General features: G+C 54.4%; 12 protein-coding genes and 4 tRNA genes. 11 read left to right on the forward strand and 5 right to left on the reverse strand.

The genetic code is table 11. The annotated features are described in order from the left end of the window. From wzxE to M8Q36_RS06815, 9 genes are all read left to right on the forward strand, one after another. Positions 1-1,251 carry a lipid III flippase WzxE gene (wzxE, locus tag M8Q36_RS06775; protein WP_249880404.1) on the forward strand — a complete coding sequence of 417 codons (1,251 nt, stop codon included), beginning with the start codon at positions 1-3 and terminating at the stop codon, positions 1,249-1,251. Further along, complete coding sequence (locus M8Q36_RS06780; RefSeq protein WP_249880405.1) at positions 1,248-2,327, forward strand: TDP-N-acetylfucosamine:lipid II N-acetylfucosaminyltransferase; 1,080 nt, start codon at positions 1,248-1,250, stop codon at positions 2,325-2,327. The genes wzxE and M8Q36_RS06780 overlap by 4 nt, the downstream gene beginning before the upstream one ends. Continuing rightward, the gene (gene wzyE / locus M8Q36_RS06785) at positions 2,324-3,676 is read left to right on the forward strand and encodes an ECA oligosaccharide polymerase (protein ID WP_249880406.1); all 1,353 of its coding nucleotides are present in this window, start codon (positions 2,324-2,326) and stop codon (positions 3,674-3,676) included. The genes M8Q36_RS06780 and wzyE overlap by 4 nt, the downstream gene beginning before the upstream one ends. 13 nt (positions 3,677-3,689) lie before the next feature. After that, positions 3,690-4,430, forward strand: coding sequence for a lipopolysaccharide N-acetylmannosaminouronosyltransferase (wecG, locus tag M8Q36_RS06790; protein ID WP_249880407.1), 741 nt, complete (start codon positions 3,690-3,692; stop codon positions 4,428-4,430). Positions 4,431-4,688: 258 nt separating this feature from the next. Further along, on the forward strand, positions 4,689-6,074 hold the full coding sequence (gene thrP / locus M8Q36_RS06795) for a bifunctional threonine/serine APC transporter ThrP (protein WP_249880408.1): 1,386 nt from the start codon (positions 4,689-4,691) through the stop codon (positions 6,072-6,074). A gap of 103 nt (positions 6,075-6,177) precedes the next feature. Next, positions 6,178-6,254 (forward strand) — tRNA-Arg (locus tag M8Q36_RS06800). Positions 6,255-6,323: 69 nt separating this feature from the next. After that, a tRNA-His gene (locus tag M8Q36_RS06805) sits at positions 6,324-6,399 on the forward strand. Positions 6,400-6,427: 28 nt separating this feature from the next. Then, positions 6,428-6,513 (forward strand) — tRNA-Leu (locus tag M8Q36_RS06810). A 38-nt stretch (positions 6,514-6,551) separates the two neighbouring features. Continuing rightward, positions 6,552-6,628, forward strand: a tRNA-Pro gene (locus tag M8Q36_RS06815). Between the two features lie 610 nt (positions 6,629-7,238). Here M8Q36_RS06815 and hemY read toward each other — a convergent pair. From hemY to hemC, 4 genes are read right to left on the reverse strand one after another with little or no spacing between them, the layout of a single operon-like run. Further along, entirely contained in the window at positions 7,239-8,435 is a 1,197-nt protein-coding gene (gene hemY, locus M8Q36_RS06820; RefSeq protein ID WP_097407606.1) for a protoheme IX biogenesis protein HemY, read from the reverse strand. Between the two features lie 2 nt (positions 8,436-8,437). After that, complete coding sequence (hemX, locus tag M8Q36_RS06825; protein WP_249880409.1) at positions 8,438-9,616, reverse strand: uroporphyrinogen-III C-methyltransferase; 1,179 nt, start codon at positions 9,614-9,616, stop codon at positions 8,438-8,440. 21 nt (positions 9,617-9,637) lie between these two features. After that, positions 9,638-10,378, reverse strand: a complete 741-nt coding sequence (gene hemD / locus M8Q36_RS06830; RefSeq protein WP_249880410.1) for a uroporphyrinogen-III synthase — start codon at positions 10,376-10,378, stop codon at positions 9,638-9,640. Continuing rightward, entirely contained in the window at positions 10,375-11,316 is a 942-nt protein-coding gene (gene hemC, locus M8Q36_RS06835; protein WP_249880411.1) for a hydroxymethylbilane synthase, read from the reverse strand. The genes hemD and hemC overlap by 4 nt, the downstream gene beginning before the upstream one ends. 312 nt (positions 11,317-11,628) lie before the next feature. Here hemC and cyaA point away from each other — a divergent pair, with 312 nt between their 5' ends. Further along, on the forward strand, positions 11,629-14,172 hold the full coding sequence (gene cyaA / locus M8Q36_RS06840; protein WP_249880412.1) for a class I adenylate cyclase: 2,544 nt from the start codon (positions 11,629-11,631) through the stop codon (positions 14,170-14,172). A 34-nt stretch (positions 14,173-14,206) separates the two neighbouring features. On the opposite strand, the gene cyaY is transcribed toward cyaA, so the two are convergent. Continuing rightward, positions 14,207-14,527, reverse strand: coding sequence for an iron donor protein CyaY (gene cyaY, locus M8Q36_RS06845; RefSeq protein ID WP_017459730.1), 321 nt, complete (start codon positions 14,525-14,527; stop codon positions 14,207-14,209). Between the two features lie 137 nt (positions 14,528-14,664). Here cyaY and lptM point away from each other — a divergent pair, with 137 nt between their 5' ends. Further along, positions 14,665-14,868 (forward strand): LPS translocon maturation chaperone LptM, encoded by a 204-nt coding sequence (lptM, locus tag M8Q36_RS06850; RefSeq protein WP_020456014.1) that lies wholly within the window; start codon positions 14,665-14,667, stop codon positions 14,866-14,868. Positions 14,869-14,902: the final 34 nt, after the last annotated feature.

A 14,902-nucleotide genomic window follows, 5' to 3' on the forward strand; every position in this document is an offset into this window, starting at 1 on the left:
ATGTCGCTGGCAAAAGCATCGATATGGACGGCCGCCAGCACGCTGGTCAAGATTGGCGCGGGCTTGCTGGTAGTCAAATTGCTTGCGGTGGCGTTTGGGCCGTCAGGCGTCGGGCAGGCGGGGAATTTCCGCCAGCTTATCACCGTGCTGGGTGTGCTGGCAGGCGCCGGGATTTTTAACGGCGTAACGAAATTTGTCGCGCAATACCATGACGATCCGGCTCGCTTGCGCATGGCTGTGGGCACGTCGTCCGCGATGGTGCTGGGCTTTTCGACGCTGCTGGCGCTGATTTTCCTGCTGGCGGCAGCACCCATCAGCCAGGGGTTATTCGGGCATAAAGATTATCAGGGGTTGGTGCGCCTGGTGGCGTTGGTGCAGATGGGCATTGCATGGGCCAACCTGCTGCTGGCGGTGATGAAAGGGTTCCGCGACGCAGCAAGTAACGCACTCTCTCTGATTATTGGTAGCGTGATCGGTGTGCTGGCATGGTTTCTCTGTTTCAAACTGGGCGGCTATCAGGGCGCGTTGCTGGGAATGGCGCTGGTTCCGGCGCTGGTGGTTATCCCGGCAATATTCATGCTGATGCGGCGTGGCAGTGTTCCGCTGGCGTACTTTGCGCCGAAATGGGACAACGGATTAGCGGGGCAGTTAAGCAAATTTACGCTGATGGCGCTGATCACCTCGGCGACCATGCCACTCGCTTACGTGATGATGCGAAACCAACTGGCGGCACATTACAGCTGGGATGACGTGGGAATCTGGCAAGGGGTCAGCAGTATCTCCGATGCTTATCTGCAATTTATCACCGCCTCGTTCAGCGTTTATCTGTTGCCAACATTGTCCAGATTGACCACAAAAGCAGAGATCTCGCGTGAAATCGTTAAATCGCTGCGTTTTGTGTTACCGGCGGTAGCGGCAGTAAGCCTTTGCGTCTGGTTGCTACGCGATGTGGCGATTTGGCTGCTGTTTTCTGACAAATTTACGGCGATGCGCGATCTGTTCGCCTGGCAGTTGGTCGGGGATGTATTGAAAGTGGGCGCTTACGTATTTGGTTATTTGGTTATCGCCAAAGCGTCGCTGCGCTTTTATATTCTGGCGGAAGTAAGCCAGTTCGCGCTGTTAACGCTCTTTTCGCGCGTGCTCATCCCGGCGCATGGCGCTATCGGCGCGGCGCAGGCCTATATGGCGACCTACATTTGTTATTTTGCCGCTTGTTGCGGCGCTTTTTTGATTTGGCGTAAGAAGGCATGACTGCACTGATTCACGTATTGGGATCGGATATCCCACACCATAACCAGACTGTTCTGCGGTTTTTTAACGAAAACCTTGCGGCCGCGGGCGCGTATGCCCGTGAATTTATGGTTGTCGGCCGCGACGAAGGGCAACGCGCGGCGTATCCGGAATTAACACTGCACTTCTATGCTGATAAAAACGCGCTGGCAAAGGCCGTTGTTGCGCGTGCAAAAGCCGATCGTCAGCAACGCTTCTTCTTTCACGGTCAGTTTAACTTCGGCCTGTGGCTGGCGTTGTTGCGCGGTGCCATTAAGCGCGAACAGTTCTACTGGCATGCCTGGGGCGCCGATCTGTATGAAGTGTCGCGCAGCCTTAAATTCCGTCTTTTTTATCCGCTGCGCCGTTTAGCGCAACGCCGGGTGGGCTGCATTTTTGCTACCCGTGGCGATCTGGCCTGGTTCGGGCAACGTAACCCTGGCGTGCGCGGCGAGCTGCTCTATTTCCCAACGCGTATGGATCCGGCGCTGAATACCATGGCGCACGAACTGCAACGGGAAGGCAAACTGACGATTCTGGTGGGTAACTCCGGCGACCCGAGCAACGAGCACATTGCTGCATTGCGCGCGATTCACCGCCAGTTTGGCGACACGGTTAATATCATTGTGCCGATGGGGTATCCGGCGAATAACGACAGCTATATCACCGCGGTCCGCAACGCCGGTCTGGCGCTATTTAGCGCAGATAACTTGCGTATTCTGAGCGAAAAAATGGACTTTGACGCTTATCTGGCACTGCTGGCGCAATGCGATTTAGGTTACTTTATTTTCGCCCGTCAGCAGGGGATTGGCACGCTCTGCTTACTAATTCAGGCTGGCGTTCCCTGCGTACTGAACCGGGAGAATCCGTTCTGGCGCGATATGGTGGCAGAAGATATTCCGGTGTTGTTTACCAGCGATGCGCTAAGCGAAGCGGTGATCCGCGAAGCACGGCGGCAGCTGGTGGCAGTGGATAAGCATGCCATTACGTTCTTTAGCCCGAATTACATTACGCTTTGGCATAAAACGCTGCGTATGGCTGCGGGGATCGTCGGATGAGCCCACTTGAGTTTTGCGGACTGTTTATCATCTGGCTGCTGGCGACGCTGTTTATCGCCACGCTGACCTGGTTTGAATTCCGCCGTGTGCGGTTTAATTTTAACGTTTTCTTTTCGCTGCTGTTTCTGCTGACCTTTTTCTTTGGTTTTCCGCTGACCTGCGTGCTGGTGTTCCGTTTTAACGTCACCGTGGCACCGCCGGGAATTATGATGCAGTCATTGCTGGCGGCTGCATGTTTCTATGGCATCTATTACGTGACGTACAAAACGCGGTTGCGGGCGAAAGCCGAACAGGCGACCCGTCGCCCATTGTTCACCATTAACCGGGTGGAGGCGCATCTCACATGGGTGATGCTGATGATCATCGCGCTGGTGAGCGTGGGGATCTTCTTCATGCACAACGGCTTTCTCTTATTCCGCTTGCACTCCTATAGCCAGATCTTCTCCAGCGAAGTTTCCGGCGTCGCGTTAAAACGTTTCTTCTACTTCTTTATTCCGGCGATGCTGGTGGTCTACTTTCTGCGTCAGAGCGCACAGGCATGGCTGTTCTTTCTGGTCAGCACCGTGGCGTTTGGCCTGCTGACCTACATGATTGTTGGCGGTACGCGCGCCAATATCATTATCGCGTTCGCGATTTTCCTGTTTATCGGCATTATTCGCGGCTGGATTTCGCTCTGGATGCTGGCGGCAGCGGGCGTGCTGGGGATTGTCGGTATGTTCTGGCTGGCGCTGAAACGCTATGGCTTAAATGTCAGCGGTGACGAGGCGTTTTACACCTTTTTATACCTGACGCGCGACACCTTCTCGCCGTGGGAAAACTTGTCGCTGCTGTTGCAAAACTACGACAAGATTGATTTTCAGGGACTGGCGCCAATTGTGCGCGACTTCTACGTGTTTATCCCTTCCTGGTTATGGCCTTCGCGGCCTGGCATTGTGCTCAACACGGCGAACTACTTCACCTGGGAAGTGCTCAACAACCACTCCGGGCTGGCAATTTCGCCCACGCTGATTGGTTCGTTAGTGGTGATGGGCGGCGCGTGGTTTATCCCGCTGGGCGCGGTGGTGGTGGGCCTGATCATTAAATGGTTCGACTGGTTATATACTTTAGGAAACCGGGAAACCAACCGTTATAAGGCCGCAATTCTTCATAGTTTCTGCTTTGGCGCTATTTTCAACATGATTGTGCTGGCGCGCGAAGGGCTGGATGCGTTTGCCTCGCGGGTGGTGTTCTTCCTTGCCATTTTCGGCTTCTGCCTGCTGATGGCGAAACTGCTGTACTGGCTGTTTGACAGTGCAGGGCTTATACATCGTCGCGATACGCGCGTAGTGAAACCCCTCTCCCAGGTGTGAAAAAGGATTTAACATGACGGATAAGACGGCAGCGCCGCTGTATGACCTGCGCGGTCTGAAACTGGTCGGCTGGCGCGATATGCAACACGCGCTGGATTTTCTCTGTGCGGATGGGCAAATCAAACAGGGCACGCTGGTGGCGATCAACGCCGAGAAAATGCTGACGCTGGAAGATGACGCGCAAGTTCGCGCGTTGATTGAGGCGGCGGAATATAAATACGCCGATGGCATCAGCGTCGTTCGATCGCTGCGCAAGAAATTCCCGCAGGCGCAGGTTTCTCGCGTTGCGGGTGCCGACCTCTGGGAGCAACTGATGGCACGGGCAGGAAAAACGGGCACGCCGGTGTTTCTGGTCGGTGGCAAACCCGAAGTGCTGGCACAAACAGAGCAGAAACTACGTGCGCAATGGCAGGTGAATATTGTGGGAAGCCAGGACGGCTACTTTAGTCCGACGCAGCGACAAGCGCTGTTTGAGCGGATCCGCGATAGCGGGGCGAAAATCGTCACCGTCGCAATGGGCTCGCCAAAACAGGAGATTTTTATGCGCGACTGCCGTGCTGTCTGGCCGGATGCGCTGTATATGGGCGTGGGTGGCACTTACGATGTCTTTACCGGCCATGTGAAGCGCGCGCCGAAACTCTGGCAGAAATCAGGGCTGGAGTGGCTGTATCGCTTATTGTCGCAACCGACGCGGCTGAAACGCCAGTTACGCTTGCTGCGTTATCTGCGCTGGCACTACAGCGGAAAACTCTGACTCTCCCCCGGCGGCGTAATGCGCTGCCTTTTTCCTTCCTGTTGCTGTTTTATTGTGCATTGCACATGTTTTTTTTATACATCGTTTGCCATTTTCCTCATTTTAAGAAACCATTCGCTCACTCATTGCAGTGCCGTGGTGTTTTTTGCGCCAACCATTTCCGGGTCGGTGCAGCATGGCCTGTTATGAGCTGAGGAAAAACTCATAACAATAACCCGCAGAGCGGGCAAAGAAAGAAGCAAACACAACAGAGGATTTATGGCCGAAAACAAACCAGAGCTTCAGCGTGGTCTGGAGTCTCGTCACATCGAATTAATTGCCCTCGGGGGCACCATAGGCGTAGGCCTGTTTATGGGGGCTGCCAGTACGCTGAAATGGGCTGGTCCGTCGGTATTGCTGGCGTATATTATCGCCGGGATTTTCGTCTTCTTTATTATGCGCTCGATGGGCGAAATGCTGTTTCTGGAGCCGGTCGCCGGGTCTTTCGCGGTTTATGCGCATCGCTATATGAGCCCGTTTTTTGGCTATCTCACCGCCTGGTCTTACTGGTTTATGTGGATGGCGGTTGGCATCTCGGAAATCACCGCGATTGGCGTGTATGTCCAGTTCTGGTTCCCGGATCTTGCGCAGTGGATACCCGCGCTGATTGCGGTGGGGCTGGTCGCCCTGGCCAACCTGGCTGCAGTGCGTTTGTATGGTGAAATTGAATTCTGGTTTGCGATGATCAAAGTCACCACCATTATCGTGATGATTGTCGTGGGCCTGGGCGTGATTTTCTTCGGCTTTGGTAATGGTGGTCACTCTATCGGTTTTGGCAACCTGACCGAACATGGCGGTTTCTTTGCCGGCGGCTGGAAAGGCTTTTTAACCGCGCTCTGTATCGTTGTGGCCTCATACCAGGGTGTCGAGTTGATTGGTATCACCGCAGGTGAAGCGAAAAACCCGCAAGTAACGCTGCGTAGCGCGGTCAGCAAGGTGCTGTGGCGCATTCTGATTTTCTATGTGGGCGCCATTTTTGTCATCGTCACCATCTTCCCGTGGAATGAAATTGGCACCAATGGCAGCCCGTTTGTGCTGACCTTTGCCAAAATCGGTATCACCGCGGCGGCAGGTATCATTAACTTTGTTGTGCTGACGGCGGCGCTGTCCGGTTGTAACAGCGGTATGTATAGCTGTGGGCGTATGCTTTACGCGTTGGCGAAGAACCGCCAGTTGCCGGCTGCGGTGGCTAAAGTGTCCAAAAGCGGCGTTCCGGCGATGGGTGTGACCATTTCCATCATTATTCTGCTGGTCGGCTCCTGCCTGAATTACGTGATTCCGAACCCACAACGCGTGTTTGTTTACGTCTACAGCGCCAGCGTATTGCCAGGTATGGTGCCGTGGTTCGTGATTTTGATAAGCCAACTGCGTTTTCGTAAGGCACATAAAGAAGCGATTGCCAGCCATCCGTTCCGCTCGATGTTGTTCCCGTGGGCAAACTGGTTAACCATGGCATTTCTGATTTGCGTGCTGGTGGGGATGGGCTTCAACAATGACACGCGTATGTCGCTGTTTGTCGGCATTATCTTCCTCGCTGCGGTAACGGTGGCGTATAAGGTATTTGGCTTCCATCGGCATGCTGTTACGCAACGGGTGGGTGAATAAGAGGCAAAATGCGCAAAGCATAACCAAACGCGCATTTTCTTTAAAAAAAGCACTAGACAGCCGCGCCCGAAGTCCGTACTATCCACCCCCGCAACGGCGCTACGCGCCCGTAGCTCAGCTGGATAGAGCGCTGCCCTCCGGAGGCAGAGGTCTCAGGTTCGAATCCTGTCGGGCGCGCCATTTAAACCCGGCGCTTGAGCTGCGGTGGTTCGTGAAATATCACGATACCGCGTGAACAGATTTACAGTGGTGGCTATAGCTCAGTTGGTAGAGCCCTGGATTGTGATTCCAGTTGTCGTGGGTTCGAGTCCCATTAGCCACCCCATTATTTTGCAGTACAAGTTTCGTGGAATGCGAAGGTGGCGGAATTGGTAGACGCGCTAGCTTCAGGTGTTAGTGTCCTTAGGATGTGGGGGTTCGAGTCCCCCCCCTCGCACCACAACTTAGATTGAACAAAAAATTCAAAAAGCAGTAAAACGGCGAGTAGCGCAGCTTGGTAGCGCAACTGGTTTGGGACCAGTGGGTCGGAGGTTCGAATCCTCTCTCGCCGACCAATTTTGAACCCCGCGTAAGCGGGGTTTTTTGTTTTTGTCTTTCCTGCCACTTCTTCTGCATTTCGCGCCTTTCCATCATCCCTTTTGCCTGTGTTGCTTCTGAGCGACAATGTGCACCTGCTTTGTCGCTTAATGGTGACATGTAACTTGCTGATTTTAAATGGCTAGAATGATTAGTCTGCTATTTGTCGCTAGCTGGCGACATATCGGCTTTTGGGAAAGATGGCTAAGGCGTGGTTGCGGGGCGAGAAACGCTGAATTTGCTGGTATTTTAAAAGTTTGCGCTCGGTAACATTAGTTAATGCAGTTGTGGCACGGTATGTGCAATAATCTACGCGTAGATGCTCATTCCATCTCTTATGTTCGCCTTCAGGCCTCATAAACTCAGGAATGATGCAGAGCCGTTTACGGTGCTTATCGTCCACAGACAGATGTCGCTTCGGCCTCATTAAACACCATGGACATAACGTTGAGTGAAGCACCCATTTAGTTGTCAAAGACCTGTTTTAACGCCTGCCTGAGTATTCCGGCAGGCGTTTTTTTATGTCGTAACACTCCATGCTTCGAGTTGCAGGTGCTTTGGCTTTCCTGCAACTCGAGTCAATGTGTGTTAGTGAGGCGGGTTATTTTGCAGCGTCAGTAACAAACCGTCACGGCGCATGGTGGCGGCTTCTTCCGGTTGATGCAGGCGATCGAGGCAGTCGGCGAGCCAGGCATAATCAAACGCGTCCGCACGCTGTTTCAGCGCGGCGCGAAACGCAAGACAAGCTTCCTGCCATTCACCGTGCTTCATCAACGATTGCCCCAGCGTACTCCACAGCAGCGGGCGATCGCCCTGCGTTTTGATTTGCTGGCGCAGGACTTTTTCGATCTGCTCCGGGTTATTGGTTTTCAGACGGGGGATGACCAGTACCAGGCGATCGTCATATTGGCGCTTCAGACCATCAAGCACGATTTCTTGCGCAGTATCGTGATCGTCACACTCAATTAAGTGATCAGCCATGGCTACCTGCAATACCACCTGCTGGCGGGTTTTGCGGCTCTGGTTTTTCCACCAGGTTTTCAGCCCCTCGCTGCCCTGATCGGCACGCGCTTGATCCATCATGCCGATCCACGCCTGCTGCTGCAGAAGATCGCGGTGTTCATCATCGCCAACGTTGGCTTTTGCCATCGACGGGATGATATCCACCAGCGACGTCCACGCGCCGGTGCGAATGTAAGCCTGTTCCGCCAGACGCAGTACTTCGGGGTGGCGGGGGGTGATTTCCAGTAGCTTATCCACGCCATGACGCGCGGCATGGTTTTCGTTACGCGCCAGTTGCAGGCGCACACGGGTGATTTCTACCGGGATCGGATCGTTTTCCGCCAGCTCTGCGGCGCGTTCCAGATGCTGGTTCGCACGCACTTCATCGCCGCGCTGCTGCGCCGCTTCTGCCGCCAGAAGATAGTTAACCACCGGTTGCTCAGCGTGATCGGCATTCTTCGACATCAGCTTTTCAACTTGCTGATAATCGCCTTCCGCCAGTTTCAGCAGCGCCTGCTCAGTCTGTTTACGGGCGCGACGCCGCTTACGGCCGACGAACCAGCCACGCGTATGCGAGCCGGTACGGAAAATGCGGCGCAGCACCCACTCGAGAGCGAAGATAACCACTAACGCCAGCACCAGAATAATGACCAGCCCGGTAACGCTGGTTTCAATATTGTAGTTATCGGTCTGGATCAGCACATATCCCTGATGCCCGGCGAGCATAGGGCCAAGCACGATCCCGGCGATCAACAATGCAAAGAGCAATAACACTTTTAACATGGTTACTCTCCTTGCGTTGTAGGAGCTGCAGGCGCGGCAGGTGCAGGTGGCTGTTCAGCAGGAGCGGCTGGCGCTGGCTGAGCCATCAGATTGCGTACGCGCGTCTGCATCAGTTTTTCCAGAATCGGCTGGCTTTGCAGTGATTCCGGCAAATCCATGGCGATGGTTTGCTGGCTCAGCTTGTCCACTTCCTCAAGAAACGCTTTGGTCGCGGCGTCATCGGTATCGTAGTAGGCCCGCACCCAGGTGGAGACATTATCCAGCGCTTGCTTGTAAGTCTCTTCCTGGTGACGCGGAACGGCCTGCGCGGCAACCAACAGGCGCGAACGGATGTTCTCACGCAGATAGATATCCTGATTCGGCGCGAGCAGCGGCACGGCTGTTTCATCACGGCGACGAATGGTAATAAAGCTGTCCATAAAGTTCTGCCAGCTTTTTTGCAGGTTTACCCGCCATTCGCTGATCGAGCCGGACAGCTCGCTGCTGTCAGCGTCCATCGGGGAGTCGTCATCGTTATTGTCCGCCAGACGCAGGTTATCAATCTGGTTGGAAAGCTGATTTAACTTCAGAATGGCGCCGTCGTAGTCCACCTGGGTAATAGCGGAAAGGCTGGCGATATCGTCAGTAATCGCCCGGCGGGCGGTGATAAGGCTCGGATCGTTCATATCCGCGAGGCTGGCATCGGCGCTTTTCAGCAGTGCCGCAGCGGTGGTGACGTCCTGATCGCTCCACAGTTTGCGACCGGCCAGTTTCACCAGAAAATCAGCCTGAGCCAACTGCCAGGTTTTGGCGTCGGAACCGGAAATGGTCGCCACTTTCTGCTGCACTTCATTCAGCTCTTTTGCCAGCACGTCATTCTGGTGTTTGGCCGCTGCAAGCTCGCTGGATTGCTGCTTGATTACGCCTTCCAGCTCCGCACGCTGCTTATCCTGCGACTGTTGTAGTGCTATAATCTGGTCGGCGAGTTCGCCATTGTTGTTGTTCAGGGTTGCGGTCTGCTGTTTCACCCAGCCATAAAGCCCTGCGCCAGATGCCAGTGCAATCGCGATGGCGATCGCGCTGAGTGCAAGGCTGGTCCTGTTAGCGCGTGCATTTTTCTCTGCTTTCTCCGGCGGCGGCGTTGCGCCGTCAGCCGCTTTGGTCTCTTCAACCTCAGCGGAGGAGTGTTGTTGTTCCGTCATTATGGCTTCCCATTATGAGAGTTATTGTAATGCGCGAAGCAGCGCATCGTTATCGGCATTGTCAGCGACCTGAATATCCTGCCAGCCCAGATCCCGGGCGAGGTGCGCCAGACGTTCGCTTACCACCACCAGGCGGCAGCGAAGTAACCAGTTCTCCCGATACCAGGGAGGAATAAGTGAATACAGTTGTTGCATCATTTCACCGCTGGTGACCACAAGCGTGGTCACGCCGCGTGTGTGCCAGCGCATCGCTTCTTCCGCGCCGTCATAACATTTCGCGCTGCGTTGATAGCACTCGCAAAACTCAACCTCGGCACCGCGCGCCGCCAGCGTTTCCGCCAGCACTTCGCGCCCGCCGTTACCTCGTAAGATTAGCGCATGCTTGCCCTGAACACTTTGTAATTCAGGTAATTGTAGCAACACTTCACTGATTTCCCGATCGAGGGGATAGCGCACGTCAATTCCGCTGACGGTGTGCAGTGCCAGAGCAGTGGTGCGACCAATCGCGAAATAGTGTGGTTCGCCCGGAAAGCGCAGACCTTGTTGTTGCAGGTGCGCGTGAGCGAATGAAACGGCATGTTGCGACAGCGCAAACACCATGTCGTCTGCGGTTAACGCGGCAAGCCGGGCGGGGAGCGAATTCAACTCACGGCCCGGTGTAAATTCGATCAACGGAAAGCTCCAGGCCTCCAGCCCCAGTGTGCGCAGTCGGCTCACTAATTCTTCCCCTGCGGGGGACGGGCGGGTGACCAGAATGCTCATGCGGGGGCGTCTCCGTTATAAATTTCGGCCAGAATGGCGCGTGCGCCATTATCGAGTAGCTCTTCCGCCAGTGAGATACCAAGCTGCTCGGCATCCTCCAGACGGCCGCGACGTTCGCCGCGTACCATGATGGAACCATCTGGCGCGCCAACCAGACCGCGCAGCCAGATCCCGTCATCAATCAGTTCAGCATAGCTGCCAATTGGCACCTGGCAGCCGCCTTCAAGACGCGTATTCATGGCGCGTTCGGCTTTCACGCGAACGGCGGTGTCGTCGTGGTTGAGCGGCGCGAGCAGGGCACGCGTACGCGTATCGTCCAGGCGACACTCAACACCTACCGCGCCCTGGCCGACAGCTGGCAGCGAAGTTTCCGGCGGCAGCGCAGTGCGAACGCGGGAACCTAGTCCAAGGCGATTAAGACCGGCAACCGCGAGAATAATCGCGTCATAGTCACCGTTGTCGAGCTTGCTAAGACGCGTGCCGACATTTCCGCGCAGGGAGCGGATCACCAGGTCCGGGCGATGCTCCGCTAACTGACACTGGCGGCGTAAGCTGGAGGTGCCGACAATGCTGCCAGCGGGTAATTCATCCAGCGAGTTATAGCGATTTGATACAAAAGCGTCGCGTGGATCGTCGCGCTCACAGATGGTCACCAGGCCAAGCCCCTGCGGGAAATCGACCGGTACATCCTTCATTGAATGCACAGCGATATCGGCACGGTTTTCAAGCAGTGCCAGTTCGAGTTCTTTGACAAACAGGCCCTTACCGCCCACTTTTGCCAGCGGTGTATCGAGGATCACATCTCCGCGAGTGACCATCGGCACCAGTTCAACTGTAAGCCCAGGGTGGCTCGCCTCAAGGCGTTCCTTAACGTAATGTGCCTGCCAGAGCGCAAGAGGGCTTTGCCGTGTGGCAATTCTTAAAACATTGTCTAACATGCTTGTTACCGTCGTTATCGTCCGTTGACCATCCTAACATTGTTGCATTAGGGTGTCAGTGCTCGCGGTAGATTGCATGGGGGGCGAGAAGGCGACACCTCTGCAATGCAGGCGCAACCGGGCTGTAATTCGGACTTTACAGAGAGCGTTTGCTGCTACACTGGTTTGTAGCGCATCTTTCTTTACGGTCAATGAGCAAGGTGTTAAATTGATCACGTTTTAGACCATTTTTTCGTCGTTCCCCCTATAAAGATAAGGGCGAAAAAAGGTGACGGCTATTTTGGATTTTCTGTAAACATCAGGCGATATGTCTTGTACCTCTATATTGAGACTCTGAAACAGAGACTGGATGCCATCAATCAATTGCGTGTGGATCGCGCGCTTGCTGCCATGGGGCCTGCTTTCCAGCAGGTTTACAGTCTGCTGCCTACATTGTTGCATTACCACCATCCGCTAATGCCGGGCTACCTTGAAGGTAACGTTCCCCAGGGCATTTGCTTTTACACGCCTGATGAAAACCAACTTCACTACCTGAACGAACTTGAGCTGCACCGTGGCATGCCGCCGCAGGTTTCGCCAAAAGGCGAACTGCCGATCACCGGCGTCTATTCTATGGGCAGTACCTCATCGGTCGGGCAAAGCTGTTCGTCGGATCTCGATATCTGGGTCTGCCATCAATCCTGGCTTGATAATGAAGAGCGCCAGCTGTTGCAGCGTAAGTGCAGCCTGCTGGAAAGCTGGGCGGCCTCGCTCGGCGTTGAAGTGAGCTTCTTTCTGATTGATGAAAACCGTTTCCGCCACAATGAAAGCGGCAGCCTCGGCGGTGAAGACTGCGGTTCTACACAGCATATCCTGTTGCTTGACGAATTTTACCGCACCGCCGTGCGCCTGGCCGGTAAACGTATTCTGTGGAATATGGTGCCAGGAGACGAAGAAGAGCATTACGACGATTACGTCATGACGCTCTATGCACAGGGCGTTTTAACGCCGAACGAATGGCTGGATCTGGGTGGCTTAAGTTCCCTTTCGGCGGAAGAGTACTTCGGTGCCAGCCTGTGGCAGCTCTATAAAAGTATTGATTCACCGTACAAAGCGGTGCTGAAAACGCTGCTGCTGGAAGCCTACTCCTGGGAATACCCCAACACGCGTCTGTTGGCGAAAGATATTAAACAGCGTTTGCACGATGGCGAGATTGTCTCGTTTGGTCTCGATCACTACTGCATGATGCTGGAGCGCGTGACGGAATACCTGATCGCGATTGAAGACACCGCGCGTCTCGATCTTGCTCGTCGATGTTTCTATTTAAAAGTGTGCGAGAAGCTGAGCCGCGAGCGCGCCTGCGTTGGCTGGCGTCGTGAAGTGATTTCGCAGCTGGTGAAAGAGTGGGGCTGGGATGACGCGCGTGTAGCGATGCTGGATAACCGCGCGAACTGGAAAATTGATCAGGTTCGCGAAGCGCACAACGAACTGCTCGACGCGATGATGCAGAGTTACCGCAACCTGATTCGCTTTGCGCGTCGCAACAATCTGAGTGTTTCCGCCAGCCCGCAGGATATCGGCGTATTAACCCGTAAGCTGTACGCGGCGTTTGAAGCGCTGCCGGGTAAAGTAACGCTGGTGAACCCGCAAATTTCACCGGATCTCTCCGAACCGAATTTAACCTTTATCCATGTGCCGCCGGGCCGCGCCAACCGTACGGGTTGGTATCTTTACAACCGCGCGCCAAATATGGATTCGATCGTTAGCCACCAACCGCTGGAATATAACCGCTACCTTAATAAGCTGGTCGCCTGGGCGTGGTTTAATGGTCTGCTGACTTCGCGTACGCATTTGTTTATTAAAGGCAACGGCATTGTTGATCTGCCGAAGTTGCAGGAGATGGTGGCGGATGTTTCCCATCACTTCCCGCTGCGGCTGCCTGCACCGACGCCAAAAGCGCTCTACAGCCCTTGCGAAATCCGTCACCTGGCGATCATCGTTAACCTGGAATACGACCCAACGGCGGCGTTCCGTAACCAGGTGGTGCATTTTGATTTCCGCAAACTTGATGTGTTCAGCTTTGGTGAGCAGCAAAACTGCCTCGTTGGCAGCGTCGATTTGCTCTATCGCAACTCGTGGAATGAAGTGCGAACCCTGCATTTTAATGGCGAGCAGGCGATGACCGAAGCGCTGAAAACCATTCTGGGGAAAATGCACCAGGATGCCGCGCCGCCAGATAGCGTGGAAGTGTTCTGCTACAGCCAGCATTTACGTGGTCTTATTCGTACGCGTGTGCAGCAACTGGTGTCGGAGTGTATTGAGCTTCGCCTCTCCAGCACGCGGCAGGAAACCGGGCGTTTCAAAGCGTTGCGTGTTGCCGGGCAAACCTGGGGGCTGTTCTTTGAACGTCTCAATGTCTCCGTGCAGAAGCTGGAAAACGCGATTGAGTTTTACGGCGCGATTTCTCACAACAAGCTGCATGGCCTTTCGGTGCAGGTGGAAACCAATCACGTTGAGTTACCTGCGGTGGTAGATGGTTTTGCCAGTGAAGGGATTATTCAATTCTTCTTTGAAGAGACCGGCGAAGAGGGCTTTAACATCTATATCTTAGATGAGAGCAACCGTGCGGAAGTCTATCACCACTGCGAAGGCAGCAAAGAAGAGCTGGTGCGCGATGTCAGCCGTTTCTATTCTTCATCTCACGATCGCTTTACTTACGGTTCGAGCTTTATCAACTTTAACTTGCCGCAGTTCTACCAGATTGTGAATGTTGAAGGTCGCGCGCAGGTGATTCCGTTCCGTAATCAGGCAATCAGCACCGCGACGCCGGCAAATCAGGATAACGATGCGCCGTTGCTGCAGCAGTACTTCTCTTAAGCGATTTGCCCGGCATGTTACCGGGCAATGAATGTCAGCGGAAGCTGACGGTTTCTCCCGCCTGTTGGCTTGCCGCCTGTTCAAGCAGATCCCAGAATGTTTCACCGCTGCGGTCGCACACCCATTCGTCACCTTTCAGGTCAAAATGGTAGCCGCCCTGTTTGGTTGCCAGCCAGACCTGGTGTAGCGGTTCCTGGCGGTTAATAATGATTTTGCTGCCGTTTTCAAAGCTGATGGTCAGCACACCGCCATTGATCTCGCAGTCGATATCACTGTCGCCGTCCCAGTCATCCAGGCGTTCTTCGATGGTCAGCCACAGGCCGTCTGCGAGGCGATGAAATTCACTGTCGTTCATTCTCTTATCCCGTTTTTTATGATGGCAGCAGTATAACGCGAAACATTTCCCGATGCCCTAAACGCGCAAACTCTTGCTTTTGTGTCTTCTCCTGCGATGATAGAAAGCAGAAAGAACGAACTTACAGGCAACTTATAATGAAAGATGTGTTTCGCACGCTGGCCGTACTGCTGACTCTGTTTAGCCTGACGGGCTGTGGTCTGAAAGGCCCACTCTACTTCCCGCCCGCAGATAAAAACGCGCCGCCGCCAACCAAAACGCAAACCAGCACGATTCAGCCGGCCACGCCGGATAAAAACGATCGTGGTGATGACGGCTCGCCGACGCAGGTGAATTACTGACGTTACCGTTCTGTATCCGCGCAAATGGAGTAGA

Origin of the sequence: Kosakonia sp. R1.Fl, from assembly GCF_023516815.1 — a bacterium.
Taxonomy (GTDB): Bacteria; Pseudomonadota; Gammaproteobacteria; order Enterobacterales; family Enterobacteriaceae; genus Kosakonia.

What these genes read in the sequence shown, in the direction of transcription:
- hemD (WP_249880410.1), bottom strand. Translation starts at nt 10,378, where the DNA reads ATGAGCATTCTGGTCACCCGCCCGTCCCCCGCAGGGGAAGAATTAGTG.
- wzxE (WP_249880404.1), top strand. Translation starts at nt 1, where the DNA reads ATGTCGCTGGCAAAAGCATCGATATGGACGGCCGCCAGCACGCTGGTC.
- wecG (WP_249880407.1), top strand. Translation starts at nt 3,690, where the DNA reads ATGACGGATAAGACGGCAGCGCCGCTGTATGACCTGCGCGGTCTGAAA.
- cyaY (WP_017459730.1), bottom strand. Translation starts at nt 14,527, where the DNA reads ATGAACGACAGTGAATTTCATCGCCTCGCAGACGGCCTGTGGCTGACC.
- hemX (WP_249880409.1), bottom strand. Translation starts at nt 9,616, where the DNA reads ATGACGGAACAACAACACTCCTCCGCTGAGGTTGAAGAGACCAAAGCG.
- hemY (WP_097407606.1), bottom strand. Translation starts at nt 8,435, where the DNA reads ATGTTAAAAGTGTTATTGCTCTTTGCATTGTTGATCGCCGGGATCGTG.
- wzyE (WP_249880406.1), top strand. Translation starts at nt 2,324, where the DNA reads ATGAGCCCACTTGAGTTTTGCGGACTGTTTATCATCTGGCTGCTGGCG.
- M8Q36_RS06780 (WP_249880405.1), top strand. Translation starts at nt 1,248, where the DNA reads ATGACTGCACTGATTCACGTATTGGGATCGGATATCCCACACCATAAC.
- lptM (WP_020456014.1), top strand. Translation starts at nt 14,665, where the DNA reads ATGAAAGATGTGTTTCGCACGCTGGCCGTACTGCTGACTCTGTTTAGC.
- thrP (WP_249880408.1), top strand. Translation starts at nt 4,689, where the DNA reads ATGGCCGAAAACAAACCAGAGCTTCAGCGTGGTCTGGAGTCTCGTCAC.
- hemC (WP_249880411.1), bottom strand. Translation starts at nt 11,316, where the DNA reads ATGTTAGACAATGTTTTAAGAATTGCCACACGGCAAAGCCCTCTTGCG.